Source organism: Nocardioides turkmenicus, from assembly GCF_011045035.1.
GTDB classification, from domain to species: domain Bacteria; phylum Actinomycetota; class Actinomycetes; order Propionibacteriales; family Nocardioidaceae; genus Nocardioides; species Nocardioides turkmenicus.
This window is the reverse complement of sequence record NZ_JAALAA010000031.1, coordinates 22,917-48,640: the sequence shown is the minus strand read 5'-3', so window position 1 is coordinate 48,640 and position 25,724 is coordinate 22,917. Positions and strand designations below refer to the sequence as shown.

28 protein-coding genes and 1 tRNA gene are annotated in these 25,724 nt (G+C 69.4%); 13 read left to right on the top strand and 16 right to left on the bottom strand.

Translation table 11 applies throughout. From position 1 onward, the window contains the following. The coding region (locus tag G5C66_RS24330) for a LysR family substrate-binding domain-containing protein (protein WP_165114052.1) at nt 1-463 on the top strand (463 nt) is incomplete at its 5' end. 44 nt (nt 464-507) lie between these two features. Here G5C66_RS24330 and G5C66_RS24325 read toward each other — a convergent pair. Further along, the gene (locus tag G5C66_RS24325) at nt 508-1,461 is read right to left on the bottom strand and encodes an AraC family transcriptional regulator (protein WP_165114050.1); all 954 of its coding nucleotides are present in this window, start codon (nt 1,459-1,461) and stop codon (nt 508-510) included. 202 nt (nt 1,462-1,663) lie between these two features. Between G5C66_RS24325 and G5C66_RS24320 the strand changes: the two genes are divergently transcribed. Both G5C66_RS24320 and G5C66_RS24315 read left to right on the top strand, forming a co-directional pair. After that, nucleotides 1,664-2,239, top strand: a complete 576-nt coding sequence (locus G5C66_RS24320) for a flavin reductase family protein (RefSeq protein ID WP_165114048.1) — start codon at nt 1,664-1,666, stop codon at nt 2,237-2,239. Nucleotides 2,240-2,259: 20 nt separating this feature from the next. Continuing rightward, complete coding sequence (locus G5C66_RS24315) at nt 2,260-3,843, top strand: 4-hydroxyphenylacetate 3-hydroxylase family protein (RefSeq protein WP_165114046.1); 1,584 nt, start codon at nt 2,260-2,262, stop codon at nt 3,841-3,843. A 49-nt stretch (nt 3,844-3,892) separates the two neighbouring features. Here the strand turns inward: G5C66_RS24315 and G5C66_RS24310 are convergent, their stop codons facing one another. Further along, nucleotides 3,893-4,228: a hypothetical protein gene (locus G5C66_RS24310; RefSeq protein WP_165114044.1), complete on the bottom strand. Its 336-nt coding sequence runs from the start codon at nt 4,226-4,228 to the stop codon at nt 3,893-3,895. Between the two features lie 57 nt (nt 4,229-4,285). Between G5C66_RS24310 and G5C66_RS24305 the strand changes: the two genes are divergently transcribed. After that, nucleotides 4,286-4,744, top strand: coding sequence for a MarR family winged helix-turn-helix transcriptional regulator (locus G5C66_RS24305; RefSeq protein ID WP_165114042.1), 459 nt, complete (start codon nt 4,286-4,288; stop codon nt 4,742-4,744). 3 nt (nt 4,745-4,747) lie between these two features. Here the strand turns inward: G5C66_RS24305 and G5C66_RS24300 are convergent, their stop codons facing one another. Beyond that, on the bottom strand, nt 4,748-5,512 hold the full coding sequence (locus G5C66_RS24300) for an ABC transporter permease (protein ID WP_165114040.1): 765 nt from the start codon (nt 5,510-5,512) through the stop codon (nt 4,748-4,750). Then, a complete protein-coding gene (locus G5C66_RS24295; RefSeq protein WP_165114037.1) occupies nt 5,509-6,264 on the bottom strand; it encodes an ABC transporter ATP-binding protein in 756 nt (251 codons plus the stop codon). Before G5C66_RS24295 ends, G5C66_RS24300 begins: the two co-directional genes overlap by 4 nt. Nucleotides 6,265-6,314: 50 nt before the next feature. Between G5C66_RS24295 and G5C66_RS24290 the strand changes: the two genes are divergently transcribed. Both G5C66_RS24290 and G5C66_RS24285 read left to right on the top strand, forming a co-directional pair. After that, nucleotides 6,315-6,899 (top strand): TetR/AcrR family transcriptional regulator, encoded by a 585-nt coding sequence (locus tag G5C66_RS24290; RefSeq protein WP_165114034.1) that lies wholly within the window; start codon nt 6,315-6,317, stop codon nt 6,897-6,899. 40 nt (nt 6,900-6,939) lie between these two features. Next, nucleotides 6,940-7,539: a methyltransferase domain-containing protein gene (locus G5C66_RS24285; RefSeq protein ID WP_165114032.1), complete on the top strand. Its 600-nt coding sequence runs from the start codon at nt 6,940-6,942 to the stop codon at nt 7,537-7,539. Nucleotides 7,540-7,555: 16 nt separating this feature from the next. Here G5C66_RS24285 and G5C66_RS24280 read toward each other — a convergent pair whose 3' ends face one another. Next, nucleotides 7,556-7,903, bottom strand: coding sequence for an ArsR/SmtB family transcription factor (locus G5C66_RS24280; protein ID WP_165114030.1), 348 nt, complete (start codon nt 7,901-7,903; stop codon nt 7,556-7,558). An 89-nt stretch (nt 7,904-7,992) separates the two neighbouring features. Here G5C66_RS24280 and G5C66_RS24275 point away from each other — a divergent pair, with 89 nt between their 5' ends. Next, nucleotides 7,993-9,318, top strand: a complete 1,326-nt coding sequence (locus G5C66_RS24275) for an NAD(P)-binding domain-containing protein (RefSeq protein WP_165114027.1) — start codon at nt 7,993-7,995, stop codon at nt 9,316-9,318. On the opposite strand, the gene G5C66_RS24270 is transcribed toward G5C66_RS24275, so the two are convergent. After that, nucleotides 9,305-9,748, bottom strand: a complete 444-nt coding sequence (locus G5C66_RS24270; protein WP_165114025.1) for an arsenate reductase ArsC — start codon at nt 9,746-9,748, stop codon at nt 9,305-9,307. The genes G5C66_RS24275 and G5C66_RS24270 overlap by 14 nt on opposite strands. Nucleotides 9,749-9,782: 34 nt before the next feature. Then, nucleotides 9,783-10,262 (bottom strand): arsenate-mycothiol transferase ArsC, encoded by a 480-nt coding sequence (locus G5C66_RS24265; protein ID WP_338144304.1) that lies wholly within the window; start codon nt 10,260-10,262, stop codon nt 9,783-9,785. 256 nt (nt 10,263-10,518) lie between these two features. Here G5C66_RS24265 and chrA point away from each other — a divergent pair, with 256 nt between their 5' ends. The 3 genes from chrA to G5C66_RS24250 all read left to right on the top strand — a co-directional run bounded on the left by chrA (nt 10,519) and on the right by G5C66_RS24250 (nt 13,665). Continuing rightward, a complete protein-coding gene (gene chrA / locus G5C66_RS24260; RefSeq protein ID WP_165114022.1) occupies nt 10,519-11,883 on the top strand; it encodes a chromate efflux transporter in 1,365 nt (454 codons plus the stop codon). Nucleotides 11,884-12,030: 147 nt separating this feature from the next. Then, on the top strand, nt 12,031-13,101 hold the full coding sequence (locus tag G5C66_RS26995; protein WP_338144303.1) for an isopenicillin N synthase family dioxygenase: 1,071 nt from the start codon (nt 12,031-12,033) through the stop codon (nt 13,099-13,101). 75 nt (nt 13,102-13,176) lie between these two features. Continuing rightward, complete coding sequence (locus G5C66_RS24250) at nt 13,177-13,665, top strand: AAA family ATPase (RefSeq protein WP_206444506.1); 489 nt, start codon at nt 13,177-13,179, stop codon at nt 13,663-13,665. Between the two features lies 1 nt (nt 13,666). On the opposite strand, the gene G5C66_RS24245 is transcribed toward G5C66_RS24250, so the two are convergent. Further along, the gene (locus G5C66_RS24245) at nt 13,667-14,437 is read right to left on the bottom strand and encodes an enoyl-CoA hydratase/isomerase family protein (protein WP_165114019.1); all 771 of its coding nucleotides are present in this window, start codon (nt 14,435-14,437) and stop codon (nt 13,667-13,669) included. Between the two features lie 37 nt (nt 14,438-14,474). Then, nucleotides 14,475-15,128 carry a TetR family transcriptional regulator gene (locus tag G5C66_RS24240; RefSeq protein ID WP_165114016.1) on the bottom strand — a complete coding sequence of 218 codons (654 nt, stop codon included), beginning with the start codon at nt 15,126-15,128 and terminating at the stop codon, nt 14,475-14,477. Nucleotides 15,129-15,224: 96 nt separating this feature from the next. On the opposite strand from G5C66_RS24240, the gene G5C66_RS24235 reads away from it, so the two are divergent. Together G5C66_RS24235 and G5C66_RS24230 are read left to right on the top strand one after the other, a co-directional pair. Beyond that, nucleotides 15,225-15,713: an ester cyclase gene (locus tag G5C66_RS24235; RefSeq protein WP_165114013.1), complete on the top strand. Its 489-nt coding sequence runs from the start codon at nt 15,225-15,227 to the stop codon at nt 15,711-15,713. Then, complete coding sequence (locus G5C66_RS24230; protein WP_165114011.1) at nt 15,710-16,600, top strand: alpha/beta fold hydrolase; 891 nt, start codon at nt 15,710-15,712, stop codon at nt 16,598-16,600. The genes G5C66_RS24235 and G5C66_RS24230 overlap by 4 nt, the downstream gene beginning before the upstream one ends. A 16-nt stretch (nt 16,601-16,616) precedes the next feature. Here G5C66_RS24230 and G5C66_RS24225 read toward each other — a convergent pair whose 3' ends face one another. The 3 genes from G5C66_RS24225 to G5C66_RS24215 form a co-directional block, all read right to left on the bottom strand. Next, entirely contained in the window at nt 16,617-18,470 is a 1,854-nt protein-coding gene (locus tag G5C66_RS24225) for a YhgE/Pip domain-containing protein (RefSeq protein ID WP_165114009.1), read from the bottom strand. Then, a complete protein-coding gene (locus G5C66_RS24220) occupies nt 18,467-19,120 on the bottom strand; it encodes an ATP-binding cassette domain-containing protein (RefSeq protein ID WP_165114007.1) in 654 nt (217 codons plus the stop codon). The genes G5C66_RS24225 and G5C66_RS24220 overlap by 4 nt, the downstream gene beginning before the upstream one ends. A 77-nt stretch (nt 19,121-19,197) precedes the next feature. Beyond that, nucleotides 19,198-19,635 carry an SRPBCC family protein gene (locus G5C66_RS24215; RefSeq protein ID WP_165114005.1) on the bottom strand — a complete coding sequence of 146 codons (438 nt, stop codon included), beginning with the start codon at nt 19,633-19,635 and terminating at the stop codon, nt 19,198-19,200. Between the two features lie 149 nt (nt 19,636-19,784). Here G5C66_RS24215 and G5C66_RS24210 point away from each other — a divergent pair, with 149 nt between their 5' ends. Beyond that, nucleotides 19,785-20,921 (top strand): alkaline phosphatase PhoX, encoded by a 1,137-nt coding sequence (locus G5C66_RS24210; protein WP_165114002.1) that lies wholly within the window; start codon nt 19,785-19,787, stop codon nt 20,919-20,921. A gap of 73 nt (nt 20,922-20,994) precedes the next feature. Here the strand turns inward: G5C66_RS24210 and G5C66_RS24205 are convergent. The 4 genes from G5C66_RS24205 to G5C66_RS24190 form a co-directional block, all read right to left on the bottom strand. Beyond that, nucleotides 20,995-21,068: transfer RNA gene (locus tag G5C66_RS24205), tRNA-Met, on the bottom strand. A gap of 53 nt (nt 21,069-21,121) precedes the next feature. Then, nucleotides 21,122-24,019 carry a UPF0182 family membrane protein gene (locus tag G5C66_RS24200; RefSeq protein WP_165114000.1) on the bottom strand — a complete coding sequence of 966 codons (2,898 nt, stop codon included), beginning with the start codon at nt 24,017-24,019 and terminating at the stop codon, nt 21,122-21,124. Further along, nucleotides 24,016-24,618 (bottom strand): PPA1309 family protein, encoded by a 603-nt coding sequence (locus G5C66_RS24195; RefSeq protein ID WP_338144302.1) that lies wholly within the window; start codon nt 24,616-24,618, stop codon nt 24,016-24,018. The genes G5C66_RS24200 and G5C66_RS24195 overlap by 4 nt, the downstream gene beginning before the upstream one ends. Beyond that, the gene (locus G5C66_RS24190) at nt 24,615-25,667 is read right to left on the bottom strand and encodes a YlbL family protein (RefSeq protein ID WP_165113997.1); all 1,053 of its coding nucleotides are present in this window, start codon (nt 25,665-25,667) and stop codon (nt 24,615-24,617) included. The genes G5C66_RS24195 and G5C66_RS24190 overlap by 4 nt, the downstream gene beginning before the upstream one ends. Nucleotides 25,668-25,724: the final 57 nt, after the last annotated feature.

Genomic DNA, 25,724 nt, shown 5'->3' with positions numbered 1-25,724 from the left:
GCTCCGCCCCCTGCCCACGAGCCCCTCCCCCGGCCTCTCGATCACCCACCTACGCCAGGAGAACCTGCTGGTGGCGATGCCGCAGGACCACCGGTTCGCCGGCCGTCGCCGCGTACGCATCCCCGACCTCGACGGCGAGGGCCTCGTCATCCACGCCGGCAGCGGGCGCTCGGCGATGAACACGATGATCCAGGACCTCTTCGACTCCGCCGGGATCCGCACCCACATCGCCCACGAGGTCGCCGAGACCTCGACTCTGGTCACCTTCGTCGCCGCCGGCCTGGGGGTCGCCATCGTCCCCGAGCCCACCGCTGCCCTCGCCGTCCCGGGTGTCGTGTACGTCCCGCTCTCGGGAACCCCCGGCGTCGAGCTGGTCGCTGCCACCCGGGCCGGTGACGACAGCCCTCTGCTCACCCGGGCGCTGGCCATCCTCGCCGAGTCGGCGCGAACTGACGAGAACTGACGCCGAGTCGGCCCGTCTTGACGGGCCGACTCGGCAGGTCGAGGTCAGCGGCAGCGCAGCGTCTGCGACGGCGTGACGCCGTACGCCTGCCGGTAGGCGGCGGCGAAGCGGCCGAGGTGGGTGAAACCCCAGCGGTAGGCGATCTCGGCGACCGTGTCGCCACGGCTGGCGAGCAGGTCGGCGTGGACGCGTTCGAGGCGGATCTCCTGCAGCTTCTGGGTCGGGGTGCGGCCGAGGTAGCGCTGGAAGCCCTGCTGGAGGCGGCGGATGCCGACGTCGGCCTCGCGGGCCAGGTCTGAGACGGCCCACTCGCGCGCCGGGTCGGCCTCCATGGCTTCCACGACACGCGAGACGATGCGGGGCTGGACGCTCCCGACGGCCGGCTCGGAGGGAAAACAGGCGGCGACGAAGGCGGCGGTCAACGTCCCTGCCAGCCGGTGACGTACCCGTTCGTCGCCCACCAGGGCCGGGTTGCGCATGGCCTCGGTGCCGAGGGAGCCGAGCAGGCCGATCCAGGCGCGGGCGCCGTCAGCGCGCAGGTCGAGCTGGGCGGGCAGCCGGTCGGTGTGCAGGCCGACCAGGGCAGCGACCTCGTCGACCAGGTAGTCGCGGTCGACCCGCATGCCGACGATCGAGCAGTCGGCCGACCAGCGGGTCATCTTCGTCGGCCGGTCGGGAGGGCACACGGTCGCCTGACCGTCGAGCGAGAGCACATGGGCGCCGCCGACGTTGGCCTCGAGCACACCGCTGCGCGGGACGTTCACGGCCCAGGCGCCGGGATGGTCGGACTCCACCGACACCTCCGCACCCCAGCCGATCCGGGTCAGCCGGACAGGGCCGAGGTCGACCGCTCGTAGCTCGGCGGGGCGGGCGGGCCGGCCACGCATGGTCAGGGCATGCGGGAAGTAGGCCCGGGAGACCTGGTCGGAGAAGGTCTCCATGTCGCCGGACGATCCGGACGACCCCGACGAAACGGTGAGAGTGCCGGTCACGCTCATCTGCCACCCCCTAGTGACGTCCTTCACATTAACAGCGCATCCGCGCGTCGCCGAGAGCCTCCGAGAATCGTCCACAAACCGGGTGCGCAATCCGGACAGCCCCTTCGCCCAGCGGATCGCCGCCCTCGCGATCCGGATCTAGCGTCGTCCTCCGACGTGACCGCCGCCACACCACCCGCGGCCCCGACGAAGGAGGAGCTCCATGGACCCACGCACCCTGCGGTCGACCTTCGGCCGCTTCGCGACCGGCGTCACCGTGATCACCTGCCGCACCCCGGACGGCGCCCACCACGGCGCCACGGTGACGGCGTTCACCCCGATCTCGCTCGACCCGCCGCTGGTGCAGGTGGCCCTGACGCGTACGTCCAAGGCGGCTGCCTATCTCGACGGCGCCGCCTTCGCGGTCAACGTGCTCGCGGCCGACCAGAGCGACGTCGCCATGCACTTCGCCGGCCGCCCGTGCGGCGACCCGCTCCCCTGGCGCGAGGGCGCGACGGCACCGCGTCTCGGAGGGACGGCCGCGACGCTGGTGTGCCGCCCGTGGCGTACCGACGACGGCGGCGACCACCTGCTGTTCCTCGGCGAGGTCGTCGAGGTGATCACCACCGACCGCAAGCCGCTGCTCTTCCACGACAGCGCCTTCCACCAGATCGGCAACCCGTCCTCGGAGGTCGTCTGGCTCGGCTGCCAGGACGACCCGCACACCGGCTGGTTCGACGCGACCGCGTCGTTCACCGCCGTCGAGACTCCCGCGATCCCGCGATCCACCCACTACTGATCAGACCAAGGAGAGACACCATGACCGACACCCTCGCCCCCGAGTCCCAGACCGACGGCCCGCCGACCGTCAACCCGGCGGCCGAGTCGCCCGCCAACAGGCAGACCAACTTCGCCTCTCGGCCGATGACCGGCGACGAGTACATCGAGAGCCTGCGCGACGGCCGCGAGATCTACCTGCACGGCGAGCGGGTCGAGGACGTCACCACCCACCCGGCCTTCCGCAACCCGGTGCGGATGACCGCGCGCCTCTACGACGCCCTGCACACCGGCCCGCACGTCGACGAGCTCACCGTGCCGACGGACACCGGCAACGGCGGCGTCACGATGCCGTTCTTCAAGACCCCGACCTCCTCGGCCGACCTGCTCAAGGAGCGCGACGCGATCGCGCGCTGGGCGAAGATGACGTACGGCTGGATGGGCCGCTCCCCCGACTACAAGGCCAGCTTCCTCGGCACCCTGCACGCCAACAAGGAGCTGTACGCCCCGTTCCAGGACAACGCCGAGCGCTGGTATCGCGAGTCCCAGGAGAAGGTCCTCTACTGGAACCACGCGATCATCAACCCGCCGGTCGACCGCCAGCTGCCGCCGGACGAGGTCGGCGACGTCTACATGAAGGTCGAGAAGGAGACCGACGCCGGCCTGATCGTCTCCGGGGCCAAGGTCGTCGCGACGGGTTCGGCGATCACCAACTACAACTTCATCGCCCACTACGGCCTGCCGATCCGCAAGAAGCAGTTCGCGCTGATCTGCACGGTCCCGATGGACGCCCCCGGCATCAAGCTGATCTGCCGCTCCTCCTACACCGAGCAGGCTGCCCGGAACGGCGAGCCGTTCGACTACCCGCTGTCGAGCCGGATGGACGAGAACGACACCATCTTCATCTTCGACAAGGTGCTGGTGCCCTGGGAGAACGTCTTCATGTACGGCGACGTCGACCGGATCAACGCGTTCTTCCCCCAGTCGGGGTTCCTGCCCCGGTTCACCTTCCAGGGCTGCACCCGTCTGGCGGTCAAGCTCGACTTCATCGCCGGTCTGCTGATGAAGGCGCTCGACGCCACCGGCTCGGGCGGCTTCCGCGGCGTACAGACGCGGGTCGGCGAGGTCATCGGCTGGCGCAACCTGTTCTGGTCGCTGACCGAGTCGATGGCCCGTGACCCCGAGCCGTGGGTCGGCGACGCGGTCATCCCGAAGCTGGAGTACGGCCTGACGTACCGGATGTTCATGATCCACGGCTACCCGCGGGTCAAGGAGATCATCGAGCAGGACGTCGCCTCCGGGCTGATCTACCTGCCCTCCGGCGCCGCCGACTTCAAGAGCCCCGAGGTGCGGCCGTACCTGGACAAGTACGTCCGTGGCTCCAACGGCATCACCGCCGTCGACCGGGTGAAGGTCATGAAGGCACTGTGGGACTCGATCGGCTCCGAGTTCGGCGGCCGTCACGAGCTCTACGAGCGCAACTACTCCGGCAACCACGAGAACGTGAAGGCCGAGCTCCTCTTCGCCGCCCAGAACCGCGGCGGCGCCGACGCGATGAAGGGGCTCGCCGACGAGTTCCTGGCCGAGTACGACCTCGACGGCTGGACCGTGCCGGACCTGTTCTGACCTGCCGTGTCAGCTGACAGGGCGGTGCGTCGATCCGGGCACCGCCCTGTCAGCGAAGGATGAGCCAGAGCCCCACCGCGGAGGGCACGAGGCCGAAGATCAGCCACGGCGTGAACGGCCTACGCCGATGGATGATGAAGCCGCCGGCCAGGCCCAGCACGCCGAATCCCGCGGCGATGACACACAGCCCGATCCGCGAACTCTGGTAGACGGGGTCGATCGCCACCGCCCCGATGACCAGCCCGACCACCAGGTGGGCGACGGTGAAGACGACGAGAACGGACGCGACCCACTGCTTCACGTGGGTGAGCGACTTGTCGTTGACCGGCCGGATCGGGTTGTCCGGGTCCATCAGGTGGCGCGGTCGTCGCGGTTGCTCGTTCACGGGCTCATACTTACCAGAGTAATTGTTTGTGCACAAATTATTGGTACGCTAACCAGCATGCCGACGAAGAAGGATCCTCTCGCGGAGATCGAGAACCCGCTGGCGCTCGATCAACAGGTCTGCTTCGGCCTCGCTGTCGCCGCGCGCAGCGTCATCGCCCTCTACCGCCCGCTCCTCGAGCCCATGGGCCTGACCCACCCGCAGTATCTGGTCATGCTCGCGCTCTGGGAGGAGGAGCCGCTCCGCGTCTCCGAGCTGAGCCGGAAGGTCCAGCTCGACCCCGGCACCCTCTCCCCCCTGCTCAAGCGGCTCGAGGCCCAGGACTACATCCGGCGCGAGCGCAACAAGCACGACGAGCGCTCGCTCGCCGTCGTACTGACCGAGCGCGGCCGCGCCCTCCGCGACGACGCCGAGAAGATCCCGCCCGCGATCGTCGAGCGCCTCGACATGAGCCTCGACGAGCTGATGGAGCTCCACCGCCGGCTGCTGGAGGTCATCGCCGCGGCGACCCGGTAGCCGTCAGGTGACGTCTCTGCCCACGGAGACGCGCGCGCCGACGATGACGAGAAGCAGGCCGTATCCCGTGAGCACGAGACCACCCAGCCATGGATCGAGGTAGTTCTGGGTGCTGAGCGACACCTGGGTGAGCGCTGCAGACGCGGAGCCAGGGAGGTAGGCCGTCCAGTCGGACAACGCCGGCACCGCAGTGACCATCGGCTCAGCCACGAAGCGGTAGACGAGAAGGCCGACCACGGTGGCGACCTGATTGCGGACCAACGCGCCCAGACCCACGCCCACCATCGCGAAGAGTGTCACGTCGGCGACAACACCCGCATAGGTGGAAGGAAGGCCTTCCCCGAGAAGTCCCAGGTCGATGCCCTTTGCACTCAGCCACGGCCAGGCGATCGATGCGACGACCACCAGGCACGCGATCGCATATCCAACCCCCGCCGCGACGTAGACCAGCAGCTTGGCAAGGACGACTCTTCGGCGGCGAGGCGTCGCGAGGAAGGTCGCGGTTGCCGTCCGGTGGCGGAACTCGCCGGTGACCCCGATCGCCGCCAGGACAGCCACGAGGGTGTTGGCACCGCCGGACGCGACAGCGAAGAGGGTCTGCTGACCAGCAGGGCTGTCCAGCGGCGCGGTCATGGTGTCGGGGTCGTCGCTGAATCCGATCAGCAGCGACGCATAGAGTGCGGCCAAAGCCATCGAGGCCAGAAGCAGCCAGAGCCAGAGTCGCGTGGAGAACAGCTTGTGGACCTCGGAGATGATGAGCGGCCTCATGGTCGGATCTCCTGGTTCGTGGTCAGCTCGAAGAAGGCGGTCTCGAGGTCGCCGTGGTCACCGGAGAGCTCCGCGAGTGTCGCCTCTCGGATCAGTCGGCCACGGTGGAGAATCACGACACGGTCGACCAGCTGCTGCATCTCGGTCAGCACATGGCTGGAGACGAGCACGCTCCGTCCCGCCTCGGCGTACTCCTTGAGGAACCGTCGCAACCAGACGATGCCTTCAGGATCGAGTCCGTTGGCCGGCTCATCGAGGATCAGTACGGCAGGGTCGCCGAGAAGCGCGGTTGCGAGGGCGAGACGCTGCCGCATGCCGAGCGAGTAGCCGCCGACCTTTCGGTTCCCGGCGTCACCGAGACCGACCACACCCAGCACCGTGGCGGCACGCGAGGACGGCAGAGCCGCCGCCGCGGCATAGATCCGCAGATGGTCGAGGCCGGTCCGCCCTGGGTGGAACCCGGTCGAGTCCAGCGCAGCCCCGACGATCTCGAGCGGCCTCGCCAGGTCGGCGTACCCGGCTCCACCGATGGTTGCCCGGCCTCGATCAGGACGGACGAGACCGAGGATCATCCGTAGCGTCGTGGTCTTGCCGGCGCCGTTGGGGCCGAGGAATCCGGTGACGGACCCGGGCTCGACGGTGAAGCTGACGTCATCGACGGCCGCGACCCCTCCGTAATGCTTGGTCAGTCCACGGACCTCGACGCGCGCATCGGCCGCACACGCCAACTCTCGGAATAAGTTAACTCGCATGTATACAACCGTAGATGTAAACTTCGAGATATACAAGAGAGGAGAGCGGCATGCCCCAGCCCGCAACCAAGACCCGGTTGCCCCGCGCAGAACGGCGGGCCCAGATCCTGACGGCCGCGACCCGCGCGTTCGCCAGACACGGGTTCGCCGACACCGGCCTGGACGAGATCGCCGAAGAAGCCGGCGTCACGCGTGTCGTGCTCTATCGCCACTTCGACTCCAAGGCCGAGCTCTATCGGACGATCCTGGACCAAGCGTGCGCGCGCCTGGCGGAACGCGTGGGCACCGACGACTTCGAGGACGATGCGATCCCGGCACTCCTCGCCGCAGCCAGCGAGGATCCCGATGCGTTTCGACTGCTCTTCCGCTTCGCCACTCGGGAGCGCGAGTTCAAAAACCTCACGGACAGCCTCTCCACGGCCGCGATCACGGTGGCACGTTCCAACCTCGCCAAGCAGATCCCGGACGGCCCCTGGTTGGACTGGGCCTCCCGGCTGATCCCGACCATGACGACCGACGCAGTGATCGCCTGGCTCGACAGCGGGCAGCCCGACCCGGAGACGGCAGCAGAACGGATCCGCACCGCGATCCACGGCATCAGCCAAGCCGCCGCGCAACCCCCGGATCACACCTGATCCGCGCCGCCATGACGGTAGACCCGGCAGAATCGGAGGCGTGGCCCCCGCCCCCGACACCCACTGGAACACCGTCTATGCGACCAAGGCCGCCGACGAGGTGAGCTGGTACGAGCCGGTTCCGACGGTCTCTCGTCGGCTCATCACACTGGCTGCAGCCTCAGGGCGAGTGATCGATGTCGGCGCGGGCGCCTCGAACCTCGCGGACGTGCTGGTGTCAGCAGGCTATGACGTGACTGTGCTGGACATCTCCTCGAACGCACTCGCACAGGTCCGCGAACGGCTGGGCCGGCAAGCGGCGTACGTCCTCGCCGATGTGCTGAGCTGGACACCCGCCGCCAGCTACGACGTCTGGCACGATCGTGCGGTCTTCCACTTCCTCACCGATCCGGACGATCAGGCTCGATACGTGGACCTGGCGGCGACAGCCGTCGGGACCGGCGGCGGGCTGGTGATGGGCACATTCGCACCCGCCGGCCCCGAGTCGTGCTCCGGCCTGCCCACCGCCCGCCATGACGCCGGCTCGCTCGCTCGGCTTTTTGCCGAGTCCTTCACGTTGGAACACTCGGAGACCGAGGAGCACGTGACCCCGTGGGGAGCGGTACAGCCGTTCACCTGGGCCGTGCTGCGACGCAGCTAGGGCCTGAGGACCGCCTTCATCGGGGCGACAGCGCGCCCGCGAGCGAGTCCAGGACACCGGGGACGATGGAGAAGTAGGCCCAGCGACCCCGCTGCTCGCGGGCGACCAGCCCTGCCTCGACCAGCAGCTTCATGTGATGGGAGACCGTCGGCTGGGTGAGCCCGACCGGCTCGGTGAGGTCGCAGACGCAGGCCTCCTGACCCTCGGAGGCCGCGATGATCGAGAGCAGCTTGACCCGGTTGGGATCACCGAGCGCCTTGAACATCCGCGCCAGCGCCTCGGCCTGACTGTCGTCGAGAACGCCCGCGGTGACCGGCGAGCAGCACGCGACAGCGGCGGACGGGAGCACAGGAAGAACGGTCATGAGGAGCAGTCTACCGAATGATATTGACGAACGTCGATGCGTCACCTAGGGTCGCCGACATATCGACGTTCTTGAATCTGAGGAGCATCATGACCGACCTTCCTGTTGCCGTCATCGGCGCCGGGCCCCAGGGCCTCGCAGCCGCAGCCCATCTCCTCGAGCGTGGTCTCACCCCGCTCGTCCTCGAGCAAGGAGCCGAACCAGCCGCGGCGGTCGCCGAGTGGGGCCACGTACGTCTCTTCTCGGCCTGGCCCGAGCTCGTCGACAAGGCCGCCGCCCGACTCCTCGAGCCGACCGGCTGGACCGCGCCGGAGAAGGGATATCCCACCGGAGCGCAGTGGCGGGAGCGCTATCTCGTCCCGCTCGCCGCCGCCCTCGGCGACCACGTCCGCTACGGCGCCGCCGTCACCGGTGTCTCCCGCAAGGGCCGTGACCGGCTGGTCGACGCCGGCCGCGCCGAGCAGCCCTTCGTGCTCCACGTGACCAGCGCCGACGGCACCGAGGCGCGCATCGAGGCGCGTGCCGTCATCGACGCCTCCGGCACCTGGCGCCGGCCCAACCCGGCCGGGGCCGACGGGCTCCCGGCCCTCGGCGAGCGCGCCGCCCACGCCGCCGGCAAGGTCGCGTACGCGGTGCCCGACCGGGGCGACGCCACGACCTACGCCGGCAAGCACACGGTCGTGATCGGCGCCGGCGACTCCGCCTTCAACGCCGTCAACGAGCTCACCGCCATCGCCAAGGACCACCCGGGAACGAGGATCACCTGGGCGATCCGCCGCGCGGTCTCGACGAACACCTTCGGCGGCGGCGAGGCCGACGAGCTCCCGGAGCGGGGCGCCCTCGGCATACGCGCGAAGAAGGCCGTCCAGGACGGCACGGTCGAGCTGGTGACCGGGTTTCGCACGGAGCGCGTGGACGGCGCCACGGTGACGGCCGAGGACGGCCGCGTCGTCGAGGCCGACCAGGTGGTGGTGCTGACCGGCTACCGCCCCGACCTGGGCTTCCTGAGCGAGATGCGGCTCGACCTCGACCCGACGCTGGAGGCGCCGCGCAACATCGCGGTCCAGATCGACCCCAACATCCACTCCTGCGGCTCGGTCAGCGCGACCGGGGCCAAGGACCTCGCCCAGCCCGAGCCCGACCTCTACCTGGTCGGGATGAAGTCCTACGGGCGAGCCCCGACGTTCCTGGCGATGACCGGCTACGAGCAGGTACGCAGCGTGGTGGCCGAGGTCGCCGGCGACCACGACGCGGCCGCCCGGGTCGAGCTGGAGCTCCCCGACACCGGCGTGTGCGGCGGCGCGGGAGTCTTCGACGACCCGGACAGCACCAAGAGCGGCGGCGGCTGCTGCGGTCCGGCAGCTCCGAGCGAGGAGCTGTTCACGATCAGCCGGGCGCCGATCACTCTCTCGTGATCGAGTTGACCGGGGTCACGCCGAGCTCATCGAGGAGGCCGAGCACGCGCTGCTCGATCTCGTCGCGGATGCCGCGTACGTGCTCGATGCCGCCGCCCTTCGGGTCGGTGACCTTCCAGTCCTCGTAGCGCTTGCCGGGGTAGAACGGGCAGGAGTCGCCGCAGCCCATGGTGATGACGACGTCGGCGCTGCGTACGACCTCGTCGGTCCACGGCTTCGGGAACTCGCCGGAGATGTCGATGCCGAGCTCGGCCATGGCCTCGACGGCGACCGGGTTGATGGCGGCGGCCGGCGCGGAGCCGCCGGACCAGCCGACGGCCCGGTCGCCGGCGTAGTGCTGGAAGAAGCCGAGCGCCATCTGGGAGCGGCCGGCGTTCTCGATGCAGAGGAACAGCACGGCCGGGGTGTCGTCGGCGGGGGTCGTGTCCATCAGGGTCTCTCCTTGCGCGGAACTTTTGTGAGGGTCAGGAGTCGAAGCGCGAGGCGAGCGCCCGGACGCGGTGCTCGAGCTCGACGTACGCAGCGTCGAAGGCCCCGGGGCCTTTGTCGACGGGGTCGGGGATCGACCAGTGCAGCTCACCGGGGACCTTCGGGGTCTCGTGAGCACGGTCGCAGACGGTGACGACCAGATCGTCCGGATCGAGGACGTCGTCGAGGTTGCGCGGCTCGACGACGGGGAGATCCAGGTCGTGGCGGGCGGCGGCGTCGATCGTCCCCGGATTGATGCGGTCGGCGGGGTGGGTGCCGGCCGAGGCGGCCGGAATCGTGCTGACCTGACGCCACAGCGCCGCGGCCAGGTGGGAGCGCGCGGAGTTGCCCGTGCAGACGAACAGGACACGCCTGGGCACCGCCACGGGGGACGCGGTGCCCAGGCTTTCGAGCGTGTCCTGCTCGAGGTGCAGGTACGTGCGCCTCCCGTCGCCCTCGGAATGATGACGGGACACGACGCCTGCGCTCACCAGAGCCTGAACGTGGTGAGCAAACAAGTTCGACGGGACAGACAGCATCCCGGCGAGCTCGGTGGGGGAGGCATCAGTGATCTGGAGGCTTTCGACGATGCGCAGCCGCACCGGATCGCCGAGCGCAGCGTGTATCTTGGCCCGACGTTCCAACCCGGCCTGTCTTTCAACCTCCATTGAGTCAATAATGACTGAGTAATCTCCGAAGGTCAAGACTCCGCACACCCGAACGGACACCCCGATGACCCCCGAGAAGACTCCCGCCCGCGACGTGATCCCGCTGCGGGAAGCGACGCGCGCCTGGTTCTCGATCTCCCTGCAGACCTTCGGCGGGCCCGCGGGCCAGATCGCGGTCATGCAGCACAAGCTGGTCGACGAGAAGCGCTGGATCGGCCAGCAGCGGTTCCTGCACGCCCTGAACTACTGCATGCTGCTCCCTGGCCCGGAGGCCCAGCAGCTGGCCATCTACGTCGGCTGGCTGCTCAACGGCACCCTCGGCGGGCTCATCGCCGGCATCCTGTTCGTGCTTCCCGGCGTCCTCGCCCTTCTCGCCCTCTCGGCGCTGTACGTCGGCGCCGGATCCACCGCCGTCGTGGCCGGGCTCTTCGCCGGCCTCGCGCCGGCCGTCATCGCGATCGTCGTCCAGGCCGTGCAGCGCGTCGGCAAGCGCGCCCTGCACCATCCGATCCTGGTGGCGATGGCAATCGCCTCGTTCCTCGCGCTGACCGTCTTCAAGGTCCCGTTCCCCGTCGTGATCCTCGTCGCGGGTCTGCTCGGCTGGCTGATCGGCACCCGGGTCCCTGCCTTCGCCCAGAGCAAGGACCACGGCAGCGCCGACGACGGTCCGGCACCGCTGATCAGCGACGACGCCCTCCATCACGACGCCCCCTCGAAGGTTCGCGGTCTGAAGATCCTCGTGCTCGGACTGGTGCTCTGGTTCGCTCCGGTGGCGCTGGCCGCGGTCGTGTTCAGCCGTGACAGCGTCTTCGTCGACATGGGTCTGTTCTTCTCCGGCGCCGCCGTGGTCACGTTCGGCGGTGCGTACGCGGTGCTGGCCTACGTCGCCCATCAGGCCGTCAACGTCTTCGGCTGGTTGAAGGCGGGCGAGATGGTCCGCGGCCTCGCGCTCGCCGAGACCACGCCCGGGCCGCTGATCATGGTGGTGCAGTTCGTCGCGTTCGTGGGTGCCTACCGCAACCCCGGCTCGCTCGACCCCTGGGTGGCCGCGGTGCTCGCGTCGCTGCTGGTGACCTGGGTGACCTTCGTGCCCTGCTTCCTGTTCATCTTCCTGGGCGCGCCCTACGTCGAGCGGCTGCGGAACAACCACCACCTCACCGCGGCGCTCACCGGGATCACCGCGGCGGTGGTCGGTGTGATCGCCAACCTTGCGCTGTTCTTCACGCTGCACACCCTCTTCGACCGCTCCCGCACCCTGGCCTGGGGCCCGGTCGACCTCGACCTCCCCGTCCTGTCCTCGTGGGATCCGGTCGCGTTCGCGATCACCGCGGTGGCGATCACGCTCGTGTTCTGGCGGCAGTGGTCCACGCTGCGCACCCTCGGCGTCTGCGCGGTGCTCGGGCTGGCCTCGACCCTCCTACCTCTCTGACCCCCGCAGCACTCCAGAAACAACGCGGAAACGTCGCCGCTCTATGGTGGAGCAGCCCGAGTTCAACGGACAGCAAGGCCTCTCGGCCGGGAAAGCGGACACCTCCGGGCACGACCGCCGTCTGCCCCGAGCAAGGAGAGCACCCCCGTGAGCGAGCACCAGCGAGCGAACCGTCCGAACATCACCTTCCACGTCCCCGCCGTCGACATCGCTGCGTACGTCCAGGGCGGAACGCCCGAGGAGAAGGCGGCGGTGGCCGCCGCGATCGACGCCGCGTGCCGTGAGGTCGGCTTCATCCAGATCCTCGGCCATGGCGTCCCGCCAGAGCTGGCCGAGGGGCTCGCCTCGGCGATGGACGACTTCTTCGCGCTGCCGCTGGAGGAGAAGTCCCGGTGGCGCCGTCCGGCCGCCGAGAACCGCGGCTACACCCCGCCCAAGTCGGAGACGCTCGCGCTCAGCGCCGGCGTGCAGTCCGAGACCCGGATGAAGGACTTCTTCGAGGCCTTCAACGTCGGCTCCTCGGTCTCCGACCACCCCGATGCCGCCCTCGTCGAGGGGCACTACGCGGAGAACACCTGGCCCGCGGTCGCCGGGTTCCAGGAGCGTGTCGACGCCTGGCGCGCCGAGTCCGCCCGGGTCGCGCGGACCATGGTCACCATCTTCGAGGACGCGCTCGACCTCGAGCGCGGCGCGATCTCGCGCCTCGCGACGCACCCGATCGAGGTCCTCCGGATGAACAACTACGCCCTGCCCGAGGGCACCCGCGTCGAGGTGGACGAGGACATGATCGGCATGGGCGAGCACACCGACTACGGCATCGTCACGATCCTGTGGGCCGACCGGGTCAAGGGCCTCCAGGTCCTCCACAGCGGACAGTGGCACGACGTCAGCCCGGCCGACGGGGCGCTGCTGATCAACCTCGGCGACCTCACGACCAGGCTCACCAACGAGCAGTGGCTCTCGACCCTGCACCGGGTCAAGCCACCGATCGTCGACGGCACCATCCAGCGGCGCCGGTCGGCTGCGTACTTCTTCGACGGTGACGCCGAGGCTCTGGTCGGCCCGTTGCCGGGGTTCGTCGACGACCAGCACCCTCGTCTCTACACCGACGTCACGGTGGATGCGCACATCGCCGCCAAGCTCGCCGGCTCGCGTGCGGGAGTGCTCAACGCCGCCGCCGACCGCGAGGCCGCCCGGGTCCTCACCGCCGGTTCCTGACCTCGTCGGCCGTTCCCTCCCCGGACTCGAGCCGCTCGGTCTGGGCCCTGTGTCCTGGCGCGTAACCTCGGTCCGGTGGCACTGAACAAGGCTCGACGCCCCCGCGTCGTGATGATGTGCGGGCCAGGCGGTGCGGGCAAGACCACCTACGCCAAGCGGCTGGAGCGCGAGGGTTGGACGCGGCTGTCGTTCGAGGTGGAGTTCTGGGATCGCGGAGTCACCACGATGCCCTCCGCCGAACTGGTCGCCGAGGTCGCAGCGGACCTGAAGGCGCGCTTGCTGCGCCATGTCGCGGCGGGGAACGATGTCGTGCTCGACTTCGGATTCTGGTTCCGGCGACAACGCGATGAGTACCGCGCGCTGCTCGCACCGCAGGGCATCGTGCCGGAGACCGTCTACATCGCGACGAGCCTCGAGACCATCCTGGCCCGGGTCGGTGACCGACACGGCAGGCGGGCGGACGACTGGCCGCTCACCGAGCAGACGGCGACGGAGTACTTCGAGCAGTTCGAGCCGCCGACACCCGACGAGGGGCCGCTCGAGGTGGTCCGCCAGACCGTGTGACTCAGCGCCCGAGCACCGCGCGGAGCCGGTCCACCTGGGCGGTGCGCTCGGCGAGGCGCTGCTCGTCGAGACTCCGGCTCGACGCGGCCGACAGGAGCTCGTGCGTACGCCGCACCGCGGTCGCATCGTGGGCGACGAGCGAGGAGACCAGTCCGCTGAGCGTGACGTCCAGGTCGACAGCCGGCACCACGCTCTGCGCGAGGCCGATCCGCTCCGCCTCGGCGGCGCCCACCTTGCGCGCGGTGGCACAGATCTCGAGCGCGCGGGCGTAGCCCACGGCCTCGACCAACGGCTTGGTGCCGGCCAGGTCGGGAACCAGCCCCAGCGCGGGCTCCTTCATGCAGACCCAGGCGTCCTCGGCCATGATCCGCAGATCGCACGCCAGCGCCATCTGGAAACCTGCGCCGATCGCGTACCCGTCGACGACGGCGATCGAGATGAACCTCGGGTCGGCGAGCGCCACGAACGGCCGCTGATACTCGCCGATCAGGTCGACGACCTCCTGGTCGCTACGCCCCAGCGTCGCGACCAGACTGCCGTCCACGTCCGTCTGCCCCGGGTCGACCAGGGACAGGTCCAGCCCGGCGGAGAACGTCCCGCCGGCCCCGCGCACCACCACGACCCGGACCTCCTCCGGCAACGACTCGAGGAACGACGCGATCGCCGCCCACATCGCCGGATGCTGGGCGTTGCGTACGTCGGGACGGTCCAGCAGCACGGTCGCCACCACACCGTCGATGCTCAGCGTGACACCCGGCTCGTTCGAGTTCATGTCCTCATCCCTTCAGGCAGGAGCGCCGACCGACGCGTCAGGCCAACGTAGAGGACACCTGGCCGGGTCCGCCTCCCGCGGGGCGGTCTTGAAGGAGCCCATGGGCGACGACGTCGGTCGCGACCCGCAGGAGCTCCCTGAGCCCGTCGAGGTCCCGCCCGAGCGCGTCGTTGCGCCAGCCGAGGCTGATGATGCCGTTCCAGGCGGCCCACAGCACCGTGGCGACGTCGTCGGGATCGATCGCCCGGAAGGAGCCGTCGGCGACGCCGCGCCGCAGCTCAGCCACCATCCGGGCGTTCTGCTCGCGGACCGAGGTCGCGAGTCGGTCCGCGAGCTCGCGACCGGCAGGGTAGGCGGTCGAACCGCTCGGGAAGGCCAGGGTGCGGAAGTAGTCGGGGTTGGCGGCGTAGAAGTCGAGGTAGGCGTCGGCGGCGGCGTAGAGCCGCTCCACGGCCGATCCGTCCTGGGTGTAGGCCCGGTCCATGAACCGGCGGTCGGCGTCGACGGCGCGCTGCACGACTGCGGCGTGCAGCCCGGCCTTGGAGCCGAAGTGGTTGTAGACCGACCCGACCGCCACGCCGGCGGCGGTAGCGATCTCGTCGAGGGTGACATCGTCGACCGATCGCCGCGCGAACAGCTGCTCGGCCGCGGTGAGCAGCGCCTCGATGGTGCGGCGCGCACGAGGATCCACGGCCCTCCTCCGACTTCTTGTGATCGTTGCAACAGTTTCGTGGCAAAGCTACCGTGACCTCATGACAGTTCTTGCAATGGTTACAACAGTGCGCTGATGGATGCCACCGACTGGGACTCCGTCCATCGCCGCACCGTCGACAGCTTTCGCACCGGATGGGACGAGGCGGGGCCGTCGGCGTGGGACGACTTCATCGGCGAGCGGAGCGAGATGGTGCAGCCGATGCTCGAGAACGGCGTCGGCGCACGGTTCTGGGCCGGCGAGATCAGCCGAGCCCTCCGAGTGATGCCGGACCTGCGCGCCGACGTGCTCGACTGGAGCGGTCGCGACGACCGCCTCTTCATCCACCTGAGGTTTCAGGCGACCGTCGGCGGCCGAGACCTGACCTGGGACGCCGTCGACCTCCTGCACCTGCGCCCCGACGGGAGCCTGGTCCGCCGGGAGTCGTTCTTCGACTCCGCGCCCGTCGCCGGTGCGCTCGCGACCCGCCCGCGCACCTGGTGGGCCTGGTGGTGGTCCGGTCTGTGGCCGTTGGCCGGACGCCGGAGGCTGCTCGACCGCCTCTCCCCCGGACGTCGACCGTGACGGCGCCGACCGACGCCTTCTGGCGCGACCCCCGGCTCGGGACGCCCGAGCGTGTCGACCTGTCGGCGGGCACCCTCGACTACCACTCCCACGGCTACGGCCCCACCCTGCTCTTCGTCCACGGCTACCTCGTCAACGCCAACATCTGGCGCACGCTCGTCCCCCTGCTGGGCGACCGCTACCGGTGCATCACCCCCGACTGGCCGCTCGGCTCCCACCGCACCGCACTGAACCCCGGCGCCGACCTGTCCCCGCGGGGCATGGGCGACCTCATCGCCGAGTTCGTCGAACGTACGGGTCTGGACGACGTCACCCTGATCGGCAACGACTCGGGCGGTGCCTATGCCCAGGTCGCCGCCGCGCAGCATCCGGACCGATTCGTACGCCTCGTCCTCAACAGCTGCGAGACACCCCGGTGCTCCTGGCCGCCGAACCCCGGCGGATTCGGTCTGCTCAAGCGCGCCGCCGCGCACCCCGTCACCCACCGGGCGCTCTACCAGCCGCTGCGCCTGCCGCAGACCTGGCGCTGGCCCAACACCTACGGCTGGCTCGCGAAGAATCCCATCGAGCATGCGGTCATGAGGACGTACGTCGGTCCCGTGCTCGCCGACCGGGCCATCCGTCGCGACGGCCGCGCCGCGATCAGCACCGTGAGCGCCGACCACGTCCGCCGCGCGGCCGACCTGCTGGCCCGACGAGACACCCTCCCCATCCACCTGCTCTGGGCCGAGGACGACCGCGTCTTCCCGCTCGAGCACGCCGTCGCGTACGCCGAACGCCTGGGTGCCGAGCTCGCGACCATCCCCGAGAGTTACACCTACACCGCCGAGGACCAGCCCGAACGGATGGCCGAGGCACTCGACAGGTGGCTTTCGTCCAGCGCCTGAGCGCAGAGGGCACGGCTCACAAGACGATCTCGGGCCTCACCCGTTTAGGAGTCCAGACCCGCTGCCGACGGGCACCGTAGGCGGTCAGCAGCAGGGCTCCGACGAGGAAGGCGGCGAGGACCAGGACGTCCGAGACGACCCGGCCGGACAGCCCGCCGTACATCAGCTGCCGGAGCCCGTCGACGGCGTAGCTCATCGGCAGTACGTGGTGGAGCGGGTGCAACGGCTCGGGGATCGTCTGCCAGGGGAACGTGCCGCCCGCGGTGACCAGCTGGACCACCATCAGGACCAGACCGAGGAACTGGCCCGGCGCCCCGAGGAGCGCGTTGAGCATGTGCACGATCGCGATGAAGGTCGCGGAGGTGAGCAGCAGGAACCCCAACGTACCCAGCCAGTTCACCGGGGTGATGTCGACGGCGAGACCGACGACGACGAGCACGACGACCATCTGCGCGGCGCCGATGAGCGCCGGAGTGAGCCAGCCACCGAGGGCAATCCGCACGGGCGTCTGGTTGGCCGCCAGCGCGCGGGTCGAGATCGGACGCACGAGCAGGAAGAGGACGTACCCGCCGATCCACGCGCCCAGGGCGAGGAAGAACGGTGCCAGACCGGCGCCGTAGGAGGACGCCTTCGCCTCGGAGACGGAGTCGATCGCGACCGGGTCGGCGATCGTCGAGGCGATCTGGTCACGGAGCTCCTCGTTGGTGGCCGGCGCCTGCTCGACGCCGTTCTGCAGTCCCTTCTTCAGGTCGCCGGCTCCGGTGGCGAGCTTTCCGGCACCCGCACCGAGCTTCGCCGCGCCGGCGCGAAGCTCGCCGGCACCGTCGGCGGCCTGGGAGATCCCGGCCACCAGACCGGGCATCGCGGTGGCCAGCTGCTCGTTGCCGTCGGCGACCTGGTCCGCACCGGTGGCGAGCTCGTTCAGCTGGCCGGAGACGTCCCCGACGCGCTGGTCGACCCGGTCGAGCGGTGCGGACCCGCGGTCATAGATGGCCAGCACCTCGGCTCTCTGCTGCTCGTCCAGCCCCTGCGCCTCGAGCCGGGCGTCGAGGTCCGCACGGTTCGACTCGTAGGCGGCGACCGCGTCGTCGACGGCGGCCGATGCCCGTTGCCCCACCGCGGCGATCTCACCGTTCGCGTCGGCGACCTTGCGGGCGCCGGTGGCGAGCTCACGCGTCTTGCCGGGCAGGTCGGCGACCTTGTCCTCGATCGTGTCCAGGCCCTCCTCGAGATCGCCCGCTCCGGCGGCCAGCTTCCCGGCGCCGTCGCGGACCGTGACCGCTCCCTTCTCCAGCTTCGCTGCGCCGTCGGCCGCCTTCACCAGCCCCGAGCGGAGGTCGGAGATGCCGAGCAGGAAGCTGGCCGCGGCCTGCTCCGAGACCTCGCTGGCGATGGCGTCGCGCACCTTGTCGGTGACGTTGGTCGCGATCGTCGTCGACAGGTAGGAGTTGGCGTCGTTGGTGATGACCTGGATCTGCGCCTGCTTCGGGTCGAGCCGCTCCGCGCCGGTCAGCGTCCGGGAGAACCCCTCCGGGATCCGCAGCGCGAAGTAGTAGTGGCCCTCGCGGATGTCCTCCTCGGCTTCGGCCGCCGAGGTCTCCGACCAGTCGAAGTCGCCCGACTTCAGGAGCTTGTCGGCGACATCGCGCCCGGCGTCGATCCTCGTGCCGTCGGTCGTGGTGGCACCGGTGTCCTCGACGACGAGAGCCGCCGGAAGCTCGTCGAAGTGCGCGTAGGGATCGTGGTTGGCGTACAGGTAGAGCCCGGCGTAGAGCGTGGGCACGATCACGAGCGCCACGATGACGAGCTTCGCCAGCCGTCCGGCCGTGATCCGGCGCAGCTCGGTCAAGGCGATACGCAGCGAGTTCATGCTTCCTCCGTCGGGCCGATGGTGAACGTAGGAACCCCGGTCGGGATCACCGCAGCGCGGCTGGCGGTGACCAGGACGCCGGGTCGCGGCCCGGCCCCGGCGAGGTCGTACGCGACCTTCAGCCAGTCCCCGACGGGCAGGCCGAGCCGCTCCGGGTAGGTGAGCACGAGGAAGCGGGTGCCGGGCCGCAGCGACGCCATCCGCCCGAGGATCTCCAGGCGCGGCCGGGGCGGGACGGCCTCCGTGGTGAGGTCGGGCGCGAGGTCGTACTCCCCCAGCCAGCGGTCGATCGCCGCGGCGCGCGGCTTGTGCTTCGCCATCGCGAGCTCCTCGCCGAGGATCGTACGGAACGGCACCATCTCGTCCGGTTCGGAGACCCCTGGCACGTCGACGAGCGCCACCGCGGCCTGCAGGGCGCGCGGCGACGCGTCCCCGTCCAGATCGATCCGACCCGCGTCGAGCCGGAGCCGCCCGGCCAGCGCGAGGGCCAACGACGTGTGCCCGCCTCCGGGCGGCCCGACGGCCACGGCGACCTCTCCCCCACGCAGCGTCAGCGACGTGGTGGGCAGCAGATCCCGAGCCCGCTGCCGAGCACGTACGCCGAGCGCCCGTAACGTCGGGGCCTCCTCTTCGACCGCGTCTTCACTCATGGCCGAAACCTTGTCACCAAATGCGCCCGATCACGGTCAGACACAGCGATCCAGAGGCATCCGGACGCGTCACCGGCTCAGGCCTCGAGGATCTCCTTGAGCCTGGCGAGGTCCTTGGTCGTCGCCCGCCGCATCGCGCGCTCCATCGCCGGCCCGGCGATCCGGGCGAAGCCGGACGGGTTGCCGCGGTTGCGCAGCGTCATCCGGGTCCCTTCACCGTCCTCCGGCTCCCAGGTGTAGCTGGTCTCCATCGGAAACGGCCCGTCCGCCGTACGCATCACCAGCCGCTCCCCCGGCACCCACTCGACCACCTCGTAGGTGTAGGCCAGCCGGCGCCCGAGGAACTGAGCCACGAAGTCCATCTGCGACCCCACCCGCATCGGAGGCTCCGTACGCCACTCGACGGAGCGGATGTTGGCGTACCAGGTCGGAGCGTTACTGGGGTCTCCGGCGTACGCGGACACCTCGGCAGGCGAACGCCGGATCGTCGTCTCCACCAGCACGTCGACACCCATGTCGCCATCCTCCCCCCGCGCCGCCGGCGTCCGCCACCGGCGCTTGCGCGTCGGGCACTGTTCGCCCCGAAGACGCCTCGACGGAGGCCCTGATCCCTAGCGTATGTCGCGCACATTTCCATCTGCCGAGACTCCAGAAGGGCTCCATCATGGATCGTCGCAACTTCCTCCGTGCCGCCGTCGCCGGCGCTGGAACCGTCGCCTTCGGGTTCAGCGTCACCCGCCCCGCCATCGCCTACCCCGCCAAGACCGGACCGAGCCCGTACGGCGCTCTCCAGGCCGCCGACGCCAACGGCATCATGCTGCCCGCCGGGTTCACCAGCCGGGTGATCGCCCGCTCGACCAGGACGGTCGCGAGCACCGGCTACACCTGGCACAGCGCTCCCGACGGCGGAGTGTGCTTCGCCGACGGAACCGGCTGGATCTACGTCTCCAACTCGGAGATGAGCAGCGGCGCCGGCGGCGTGAGCGCCATCAAGTTCGACAGCAACGCCAACATCACCAGCGCCTACCGCATCCTCGGCAACACCACCCGCAACTGCGCGGGCGGGCCGACGCCGTGGAACACCTGGATCTCCTGCGAGGAGCACGACACCGGATACAGCTGGGAGACCGACCCGTGGGGCGTCAAGCCTGCCGTACGCCGCGCCGCGATGGGCCGCTTCACCCACGAGGCCGCGGCCTGCGACCCGGTGCGCAAGGTCGTCTACCAGACCGAGGACAAGAGCGACGGCGGCTTCTACCGCTTCGTCCCGACCACCTGGGGCGACCTGTCCGCCGGCAAACTGCAGGTGCTCACCACCAACCTGACCTGGGCCGACGTCCCCGACCCCGACGGCTCGCCCACACCCACGCGCGACCAGGTGTCGAGCATGAAGCTGTTCAACGGCGGTGAAGGTGCCTACTACCGCAACGACATCTGCTACTTCACGACCAAGGGCGACAACAAGGTGTGGGCCTACAACGCCGCCGCCAACACCCTCGACGTCGTCTACGACGACAACTCGACCAGCAACCCGCCGCTCACCGGCGTCGACAACATCACCGGCGCCTCCGCCGGAGACCTGTACGTCGCCGAGGACGGCGGCAACATGGAGATCTGCATCATCACCCCCGACGACGTCGTCGCCCCGTTCCTCCGGGTCACCGGCCAGAGCTCGTCCGAGCTGTGCGGGGTGGCGTTCAACCCCGCAGGCAACCGCATGTACTTCTCCTCCCAGCGGGGCACCACCGGCTCCTCCAGCGGCGGTATCACCTACGAGATCAGCGGTCCCTTCCGCGCGTAGCCCACCGAGCGTCACGTCCTGGCGCGGAAATCACGAAGGCCCGGACCTTTCGGTCCGGGCCTTCGTTTCGGAGTAGCGGGGACAGGATTTGAACCTGTGACCTCTGGGTTATGAGCCCAGCGAGCTACCGAGCTGCTCCACCCCGCGTCGCAAGAAGAACATTACACGTGGGGTGAACGGAACCCAAATCGGGGAGGTCCTCAGCCGCCCGAGATCAGGTCAGCGGCCTGCTCGACCTTCTCCTGCGCCTCGGCGATGAGCCGCTCGCGCTCGGCGTAGTCGCCGGACTTGCCGGCCTCGTCGGCCTGGGCGAAGAGGGCGCGGGCGTCCTCGAGGAGCTGGCCGACCTCGCCCGGGGAGTTGCCGGAGGTGGGCGGGGTCTCTGCCGGTTCCTCGTCGGGATCCGAGGTCGCCGGCGGCGTCGGTTCGGCGCCGGTGAGCGCGACCTCGAGGGCCTCGCTCAGCGTCGACCCGTAGCCGACCCGTCCGTCGTAGGAGACCAGCACGAAGGCGAGCTGGGCGTAGCCGGACGTGGACGCTGTCGCTCGGCGGGCGTAGATCGGCTCGACGTACAGGATGCCGTTCTTCGCCGTCGGGTACGTGATGACCTGGCCCCACACCGGCGCCGAGCCGGAGCGGTTGAACGAGGCGACCTCGTCGGCGATCGCCTTGTCCGTACGGAACTCGTTGGAGACCATGCCGGGGCCCTGGGTGTCGTCGGGGAAGCCGGTGGTGATCCGGATCTTCCCGTAGTCGTCCGAGGTGGCGTCGGAGTCCACCGACATCATCGCCGCGAGGTTGGGGCGGTTGTAGGGCACGAAGGTCGAGGTCAGCGACCAGCGCGGAGTCCCCTCGCTGTCGGAGAGGAACATCCGGTAGGGAGTCTGCTGGTGGTTGTCATCGTTCGGGTCCTCGGGTACGGCCCAGCGCTCGTTGCCGGAGAAGAAGACGTCCGGGTCGGAGACGTGGTAGCGCGCCAGCTGGTAGCGCTGCACCTTGTAGAGGTCCTCGGGGTAGCGAAGGTGCTCCATCAGCTCCTTCGGGATCGACGACTTCGGCATCACGGTGCCCGGGAAGGCCGCCTGCCAGGTCTGCAGGATCGGGTCGGCCTCGTCCCACTCGTAGAGCGTGACCGTGCCGTCGTAGGCGTCCACGGTCGCCTTCACCGCGTTGCGCATGTAGTTGATCTCGTCGGTGGGCAGCGTCTGCACGCCGGCCGAGGTCTGGGTGGCGTCGTCGGTCATCGCGGCGAACGAGTCACGCGCGGCCTGCGGGTAGCGGTCGGTGGTGGTGTAGCCGTCGACGACCCACTGGATCCGCCCGCCCACGATCACCGGGTAGACGTCGTCGTCGAGCGTCAGCCACGGCGCGACCTTCTGCACCCGCTCCTTCGGGGAGCGGTCGTAGAGGATCTCGGAGTTCTCGTTGACCCGCGAGGAGAGCAGGAAGTTCGTGGAGCCGAACTGGATGGCGTACATCAGCTGGCGGAAGTTGTTCCCGATCGGGACACCGCCGGCACCTTCGTACGTCGTCCGGGTCTCGCCGTCCTCGGAGTTGTAGTCGAGCTCGACCGCGGCGCCGTCGGGGGCCTTCCCGACGATCGAGTATTCCGGGGAGTCCTCGCCGAAGTAGACCTTGTCCTGGAACTTGCCCTGGCCCGAGGTCAGGTCGTGCTGACCGGTGCGGTCGCCCTCGGCCCACTGCATCTGGCTCGACTCGGACTTGTCGTCGGCGCCGCGCATGTTGGCGTAGGAGGCGATCACGCCGTTGGAGTGGGTGTAGACCGTGTGCAGGTTGGTCCAGGTGCGGTCGGAGTCGGAGATACCGGCCTGGTTGAGCTCGCGTACGCCGAGCACGACCGCCCGCTCCTTGCCACCGACCTCGTAGGTCGAGATGTCCAGCGGCTCGTGGACCGAGTAGTAGGAGCGACCCTGCTGGACCTGCTCGAACTCACGGTGGACGACCGCGGGGTCGACGATCGGCAGCGAGGAGGCGGTCTCGTCGAGCTGCTCGGGCGAGGCCCCGTCGGCCTCGGCCTGCGAGGTGTATTCGGTCACCTCGAGGTTGTCCTTGGAGATGCCGTAGGCGTCCTGGGTGGCCTTGATGTTGGCCGCCAGGTAGGGCTTCTCCTTGTCCTGCTCGCTCGGTCGGACCTGGAAGCCCTGCACGATCGCGGGCCAGATCATCCCGATCAGCAGCACCGAGATCGCGAACAGCGAGATCCCGATCGACGGCAGCTGCCACGAGCGCCGCCACATGTTGAGGATGAACAGCACGCCGCAGATCACCGCGATCGCGAGCAGGATCTGGTTGGCCGGAAGGACTGCGTGCTGGTCGGTGTAGGTCATTCCGTCCAGGCGCGGGCCGGAGCCGTTGACGAGGTCGTAGCGGTCGACCCAGTAGTCGAGCCCCTTGACCAGCAGGATCAGCCCGACCATCGCGCTGAGCTGGATCTGCGCCGAGCGGGTGAACCGGTCGCGCTGCGCGGTGAGCCGGATCCCGCCGTAGACGTAGTGGACGATCAGCGCGCCGATGGTGCCGAGGATCAGTCCGGTCAGCGCGAAGTTGACCAGGTAGTGCCACCACGGCAGGTCGAAGACGTAGAAGCCGATGTCCTTCTTGAAGAACTCGTCGGTCTTGTCGAAGTCGCGCCCGTGGCGCCACATCAGATAGGTGCGCCAGTGACCCGCGCCCGAGAATCCGGCGAAGATCCCGGACACCCCCGCGATGCCGACGAGCAGCCACGTGCGGATCGGGGCGATCGCGTCGCGGTAGCGGTCCAGGCCGCCGATGTCGTCGGCCGGGTGGAAGTAGGGACGGGTGCGGTAGGCGAGCGCCGCCGGCAGCCCGATCATGATCGCCATCAGCACACCGAAGATGACGAAGAGTGCCGTACGCGTCCAGAAGACCGTGCCGAAGACGCTGCTGAAATCGATGGCGTCGTACCACAGCGCGTCGGTGTAGACCGCCGCGAAGGCACTGATGCCGAAGAAGAGCACGATGACCGAGACGGCCGCGATCGCCAGCCAGCGGTTGCGGCCGGTGCTCTGGCTGCGGGCCGGCGCCTGCGCCGGGTCGTCGTCGTCGAACAGACTCATGCTTCGTCCTCGGGGGTCTCTTCAAGAGTGACACGCAGCAGCTCGAGGAGCTCGGGCACCAGGTCGACGCCACCGATGACCGACTGGTCGTCGTCGTGGGCCTTCAACCGCAGAGCACAGTACGTCGCACCAGCACGTGTCGCGCCGGCCACGATGCGTACCTCCTGACGGTCGGGGTGCGCCTTGGCGAACTCCGCGGCCGCCTCGGCGTCCTCGGGGATCTTGCCGTCGGCGTCGGGCGGCAGCACGAGACGCTCGACGACCGCGGCACAGCCGGTGACCCCCTCGGGCCAGGCGGTCGTCTGGAGGACCTCCTCCAGCTGGGTCGTGACCGGCACCTGATCCTGCTCGATCGGGGTCAGCGACCCCTCCTGGTCAGGGTTGTCGAGGCCCATCATCGTGGCGAGCGCGGGCTCGGCCTTGACCAGCGCGGCGGTGTCGACGAGCGCGAAGAGCCTCGCCGGACCGTCCCAGCCCTCGCTCGCGACGTGGGCCTCGATCTCGAGGACCGCCGCGGCCAGCGCCGGGTCGGTCTCCAGGTCGAGTCCGCGGCTGAGCTCAGGGGTGGGCCCGGGCAGGGGCTCAGGGGTGTCGTTCACTTCGGGCTCCCACAGGTCGGCAGCTTGGCATTCGGGTCCTCGGTCCAGGTCTCGATGGCCTTGATGGCGTCATCGAGGGTCTCCACTCGGGTCAGGCGCATGTCGCCGTTCGCGGCGCCCTCGACGTCTTGGCAGTTGCCGGCGGGCACCAGGAAGAGCTGGGCCCCGTCCCTGGCCGCACCCGGGATCTTCTGCTGGATGCCACCGATCGGCCCGACGTTGCCGGAGCCGTCGATGGTGCCGGTGCCGGCGATCTTCTTGTTGTCGGTCAGCGGTCCCTCGGTGAGGGTGTCGTAGACCGAGAGGGCCATCATCAGCCCGGCGCTCGGTCCGCCGATGGCGGGGTCGAGGGTGATCTTGATGTCGTAAGGGAAGTCGTAGGTCGCCCCCAGCGAGACACCGATGAACGCCTTGCCTTCCTTCTCACCGGTCTTGATCGCCCGGGTCAGCGTCTTGTCCTTGCGCTCGACGGTCAGCTGAATCGTCTCGCCGGGCTTCGCCTTCTGCACCTCGTCGACGACCTCCTGCGGGGTGTCGACCGCCGTGTCGCCGACCTTGGTGACCACGTCGTCCGGCTTCAGCTTGCCCGCGGCCGGCGCGCCCTTGCTCACCTCCGCGACCGAGACCTCGTCGACGTCCTCGCCGAGCTTGGTCAGCGCCGCCGCGATCGCCGCGTCCTGAGCGCTCGCCATCTGCACCTGGCCGGCCTCGCGGTCGTCCTCGACGGTGCCCTGGTCGGGGTAGGCGACCTCGCGCGGGTAGACCGCCTCGGTGTCGCTCATCCACGCGCCCAGCAGGGTCCACAGGCCGAGCCGCGCCTCACGGGTCGTCTCGGAGACCGTGGTCATCCGCAGCTGGGCCTTCTTGCCGTTGCGGTAGACCTCATGCCCCTCGACCTGGACGATGTCCTTGCCGTCGAACTCGCCCAGGACGTTGACCGTCGGGCCGGGGCTGTAGATCGTGAACGGCAGCGGAACCACCCAGGCGATCACGATCAGGGCGACCACGAGCGGCAGGGCGACAAGTCCTGCCAAGGTGCGCTGTGTCATAGCGTCACCTTCTCATTCGGGACAAACAGGCGAACGCGGGCGGGTCTCGACAAGCTC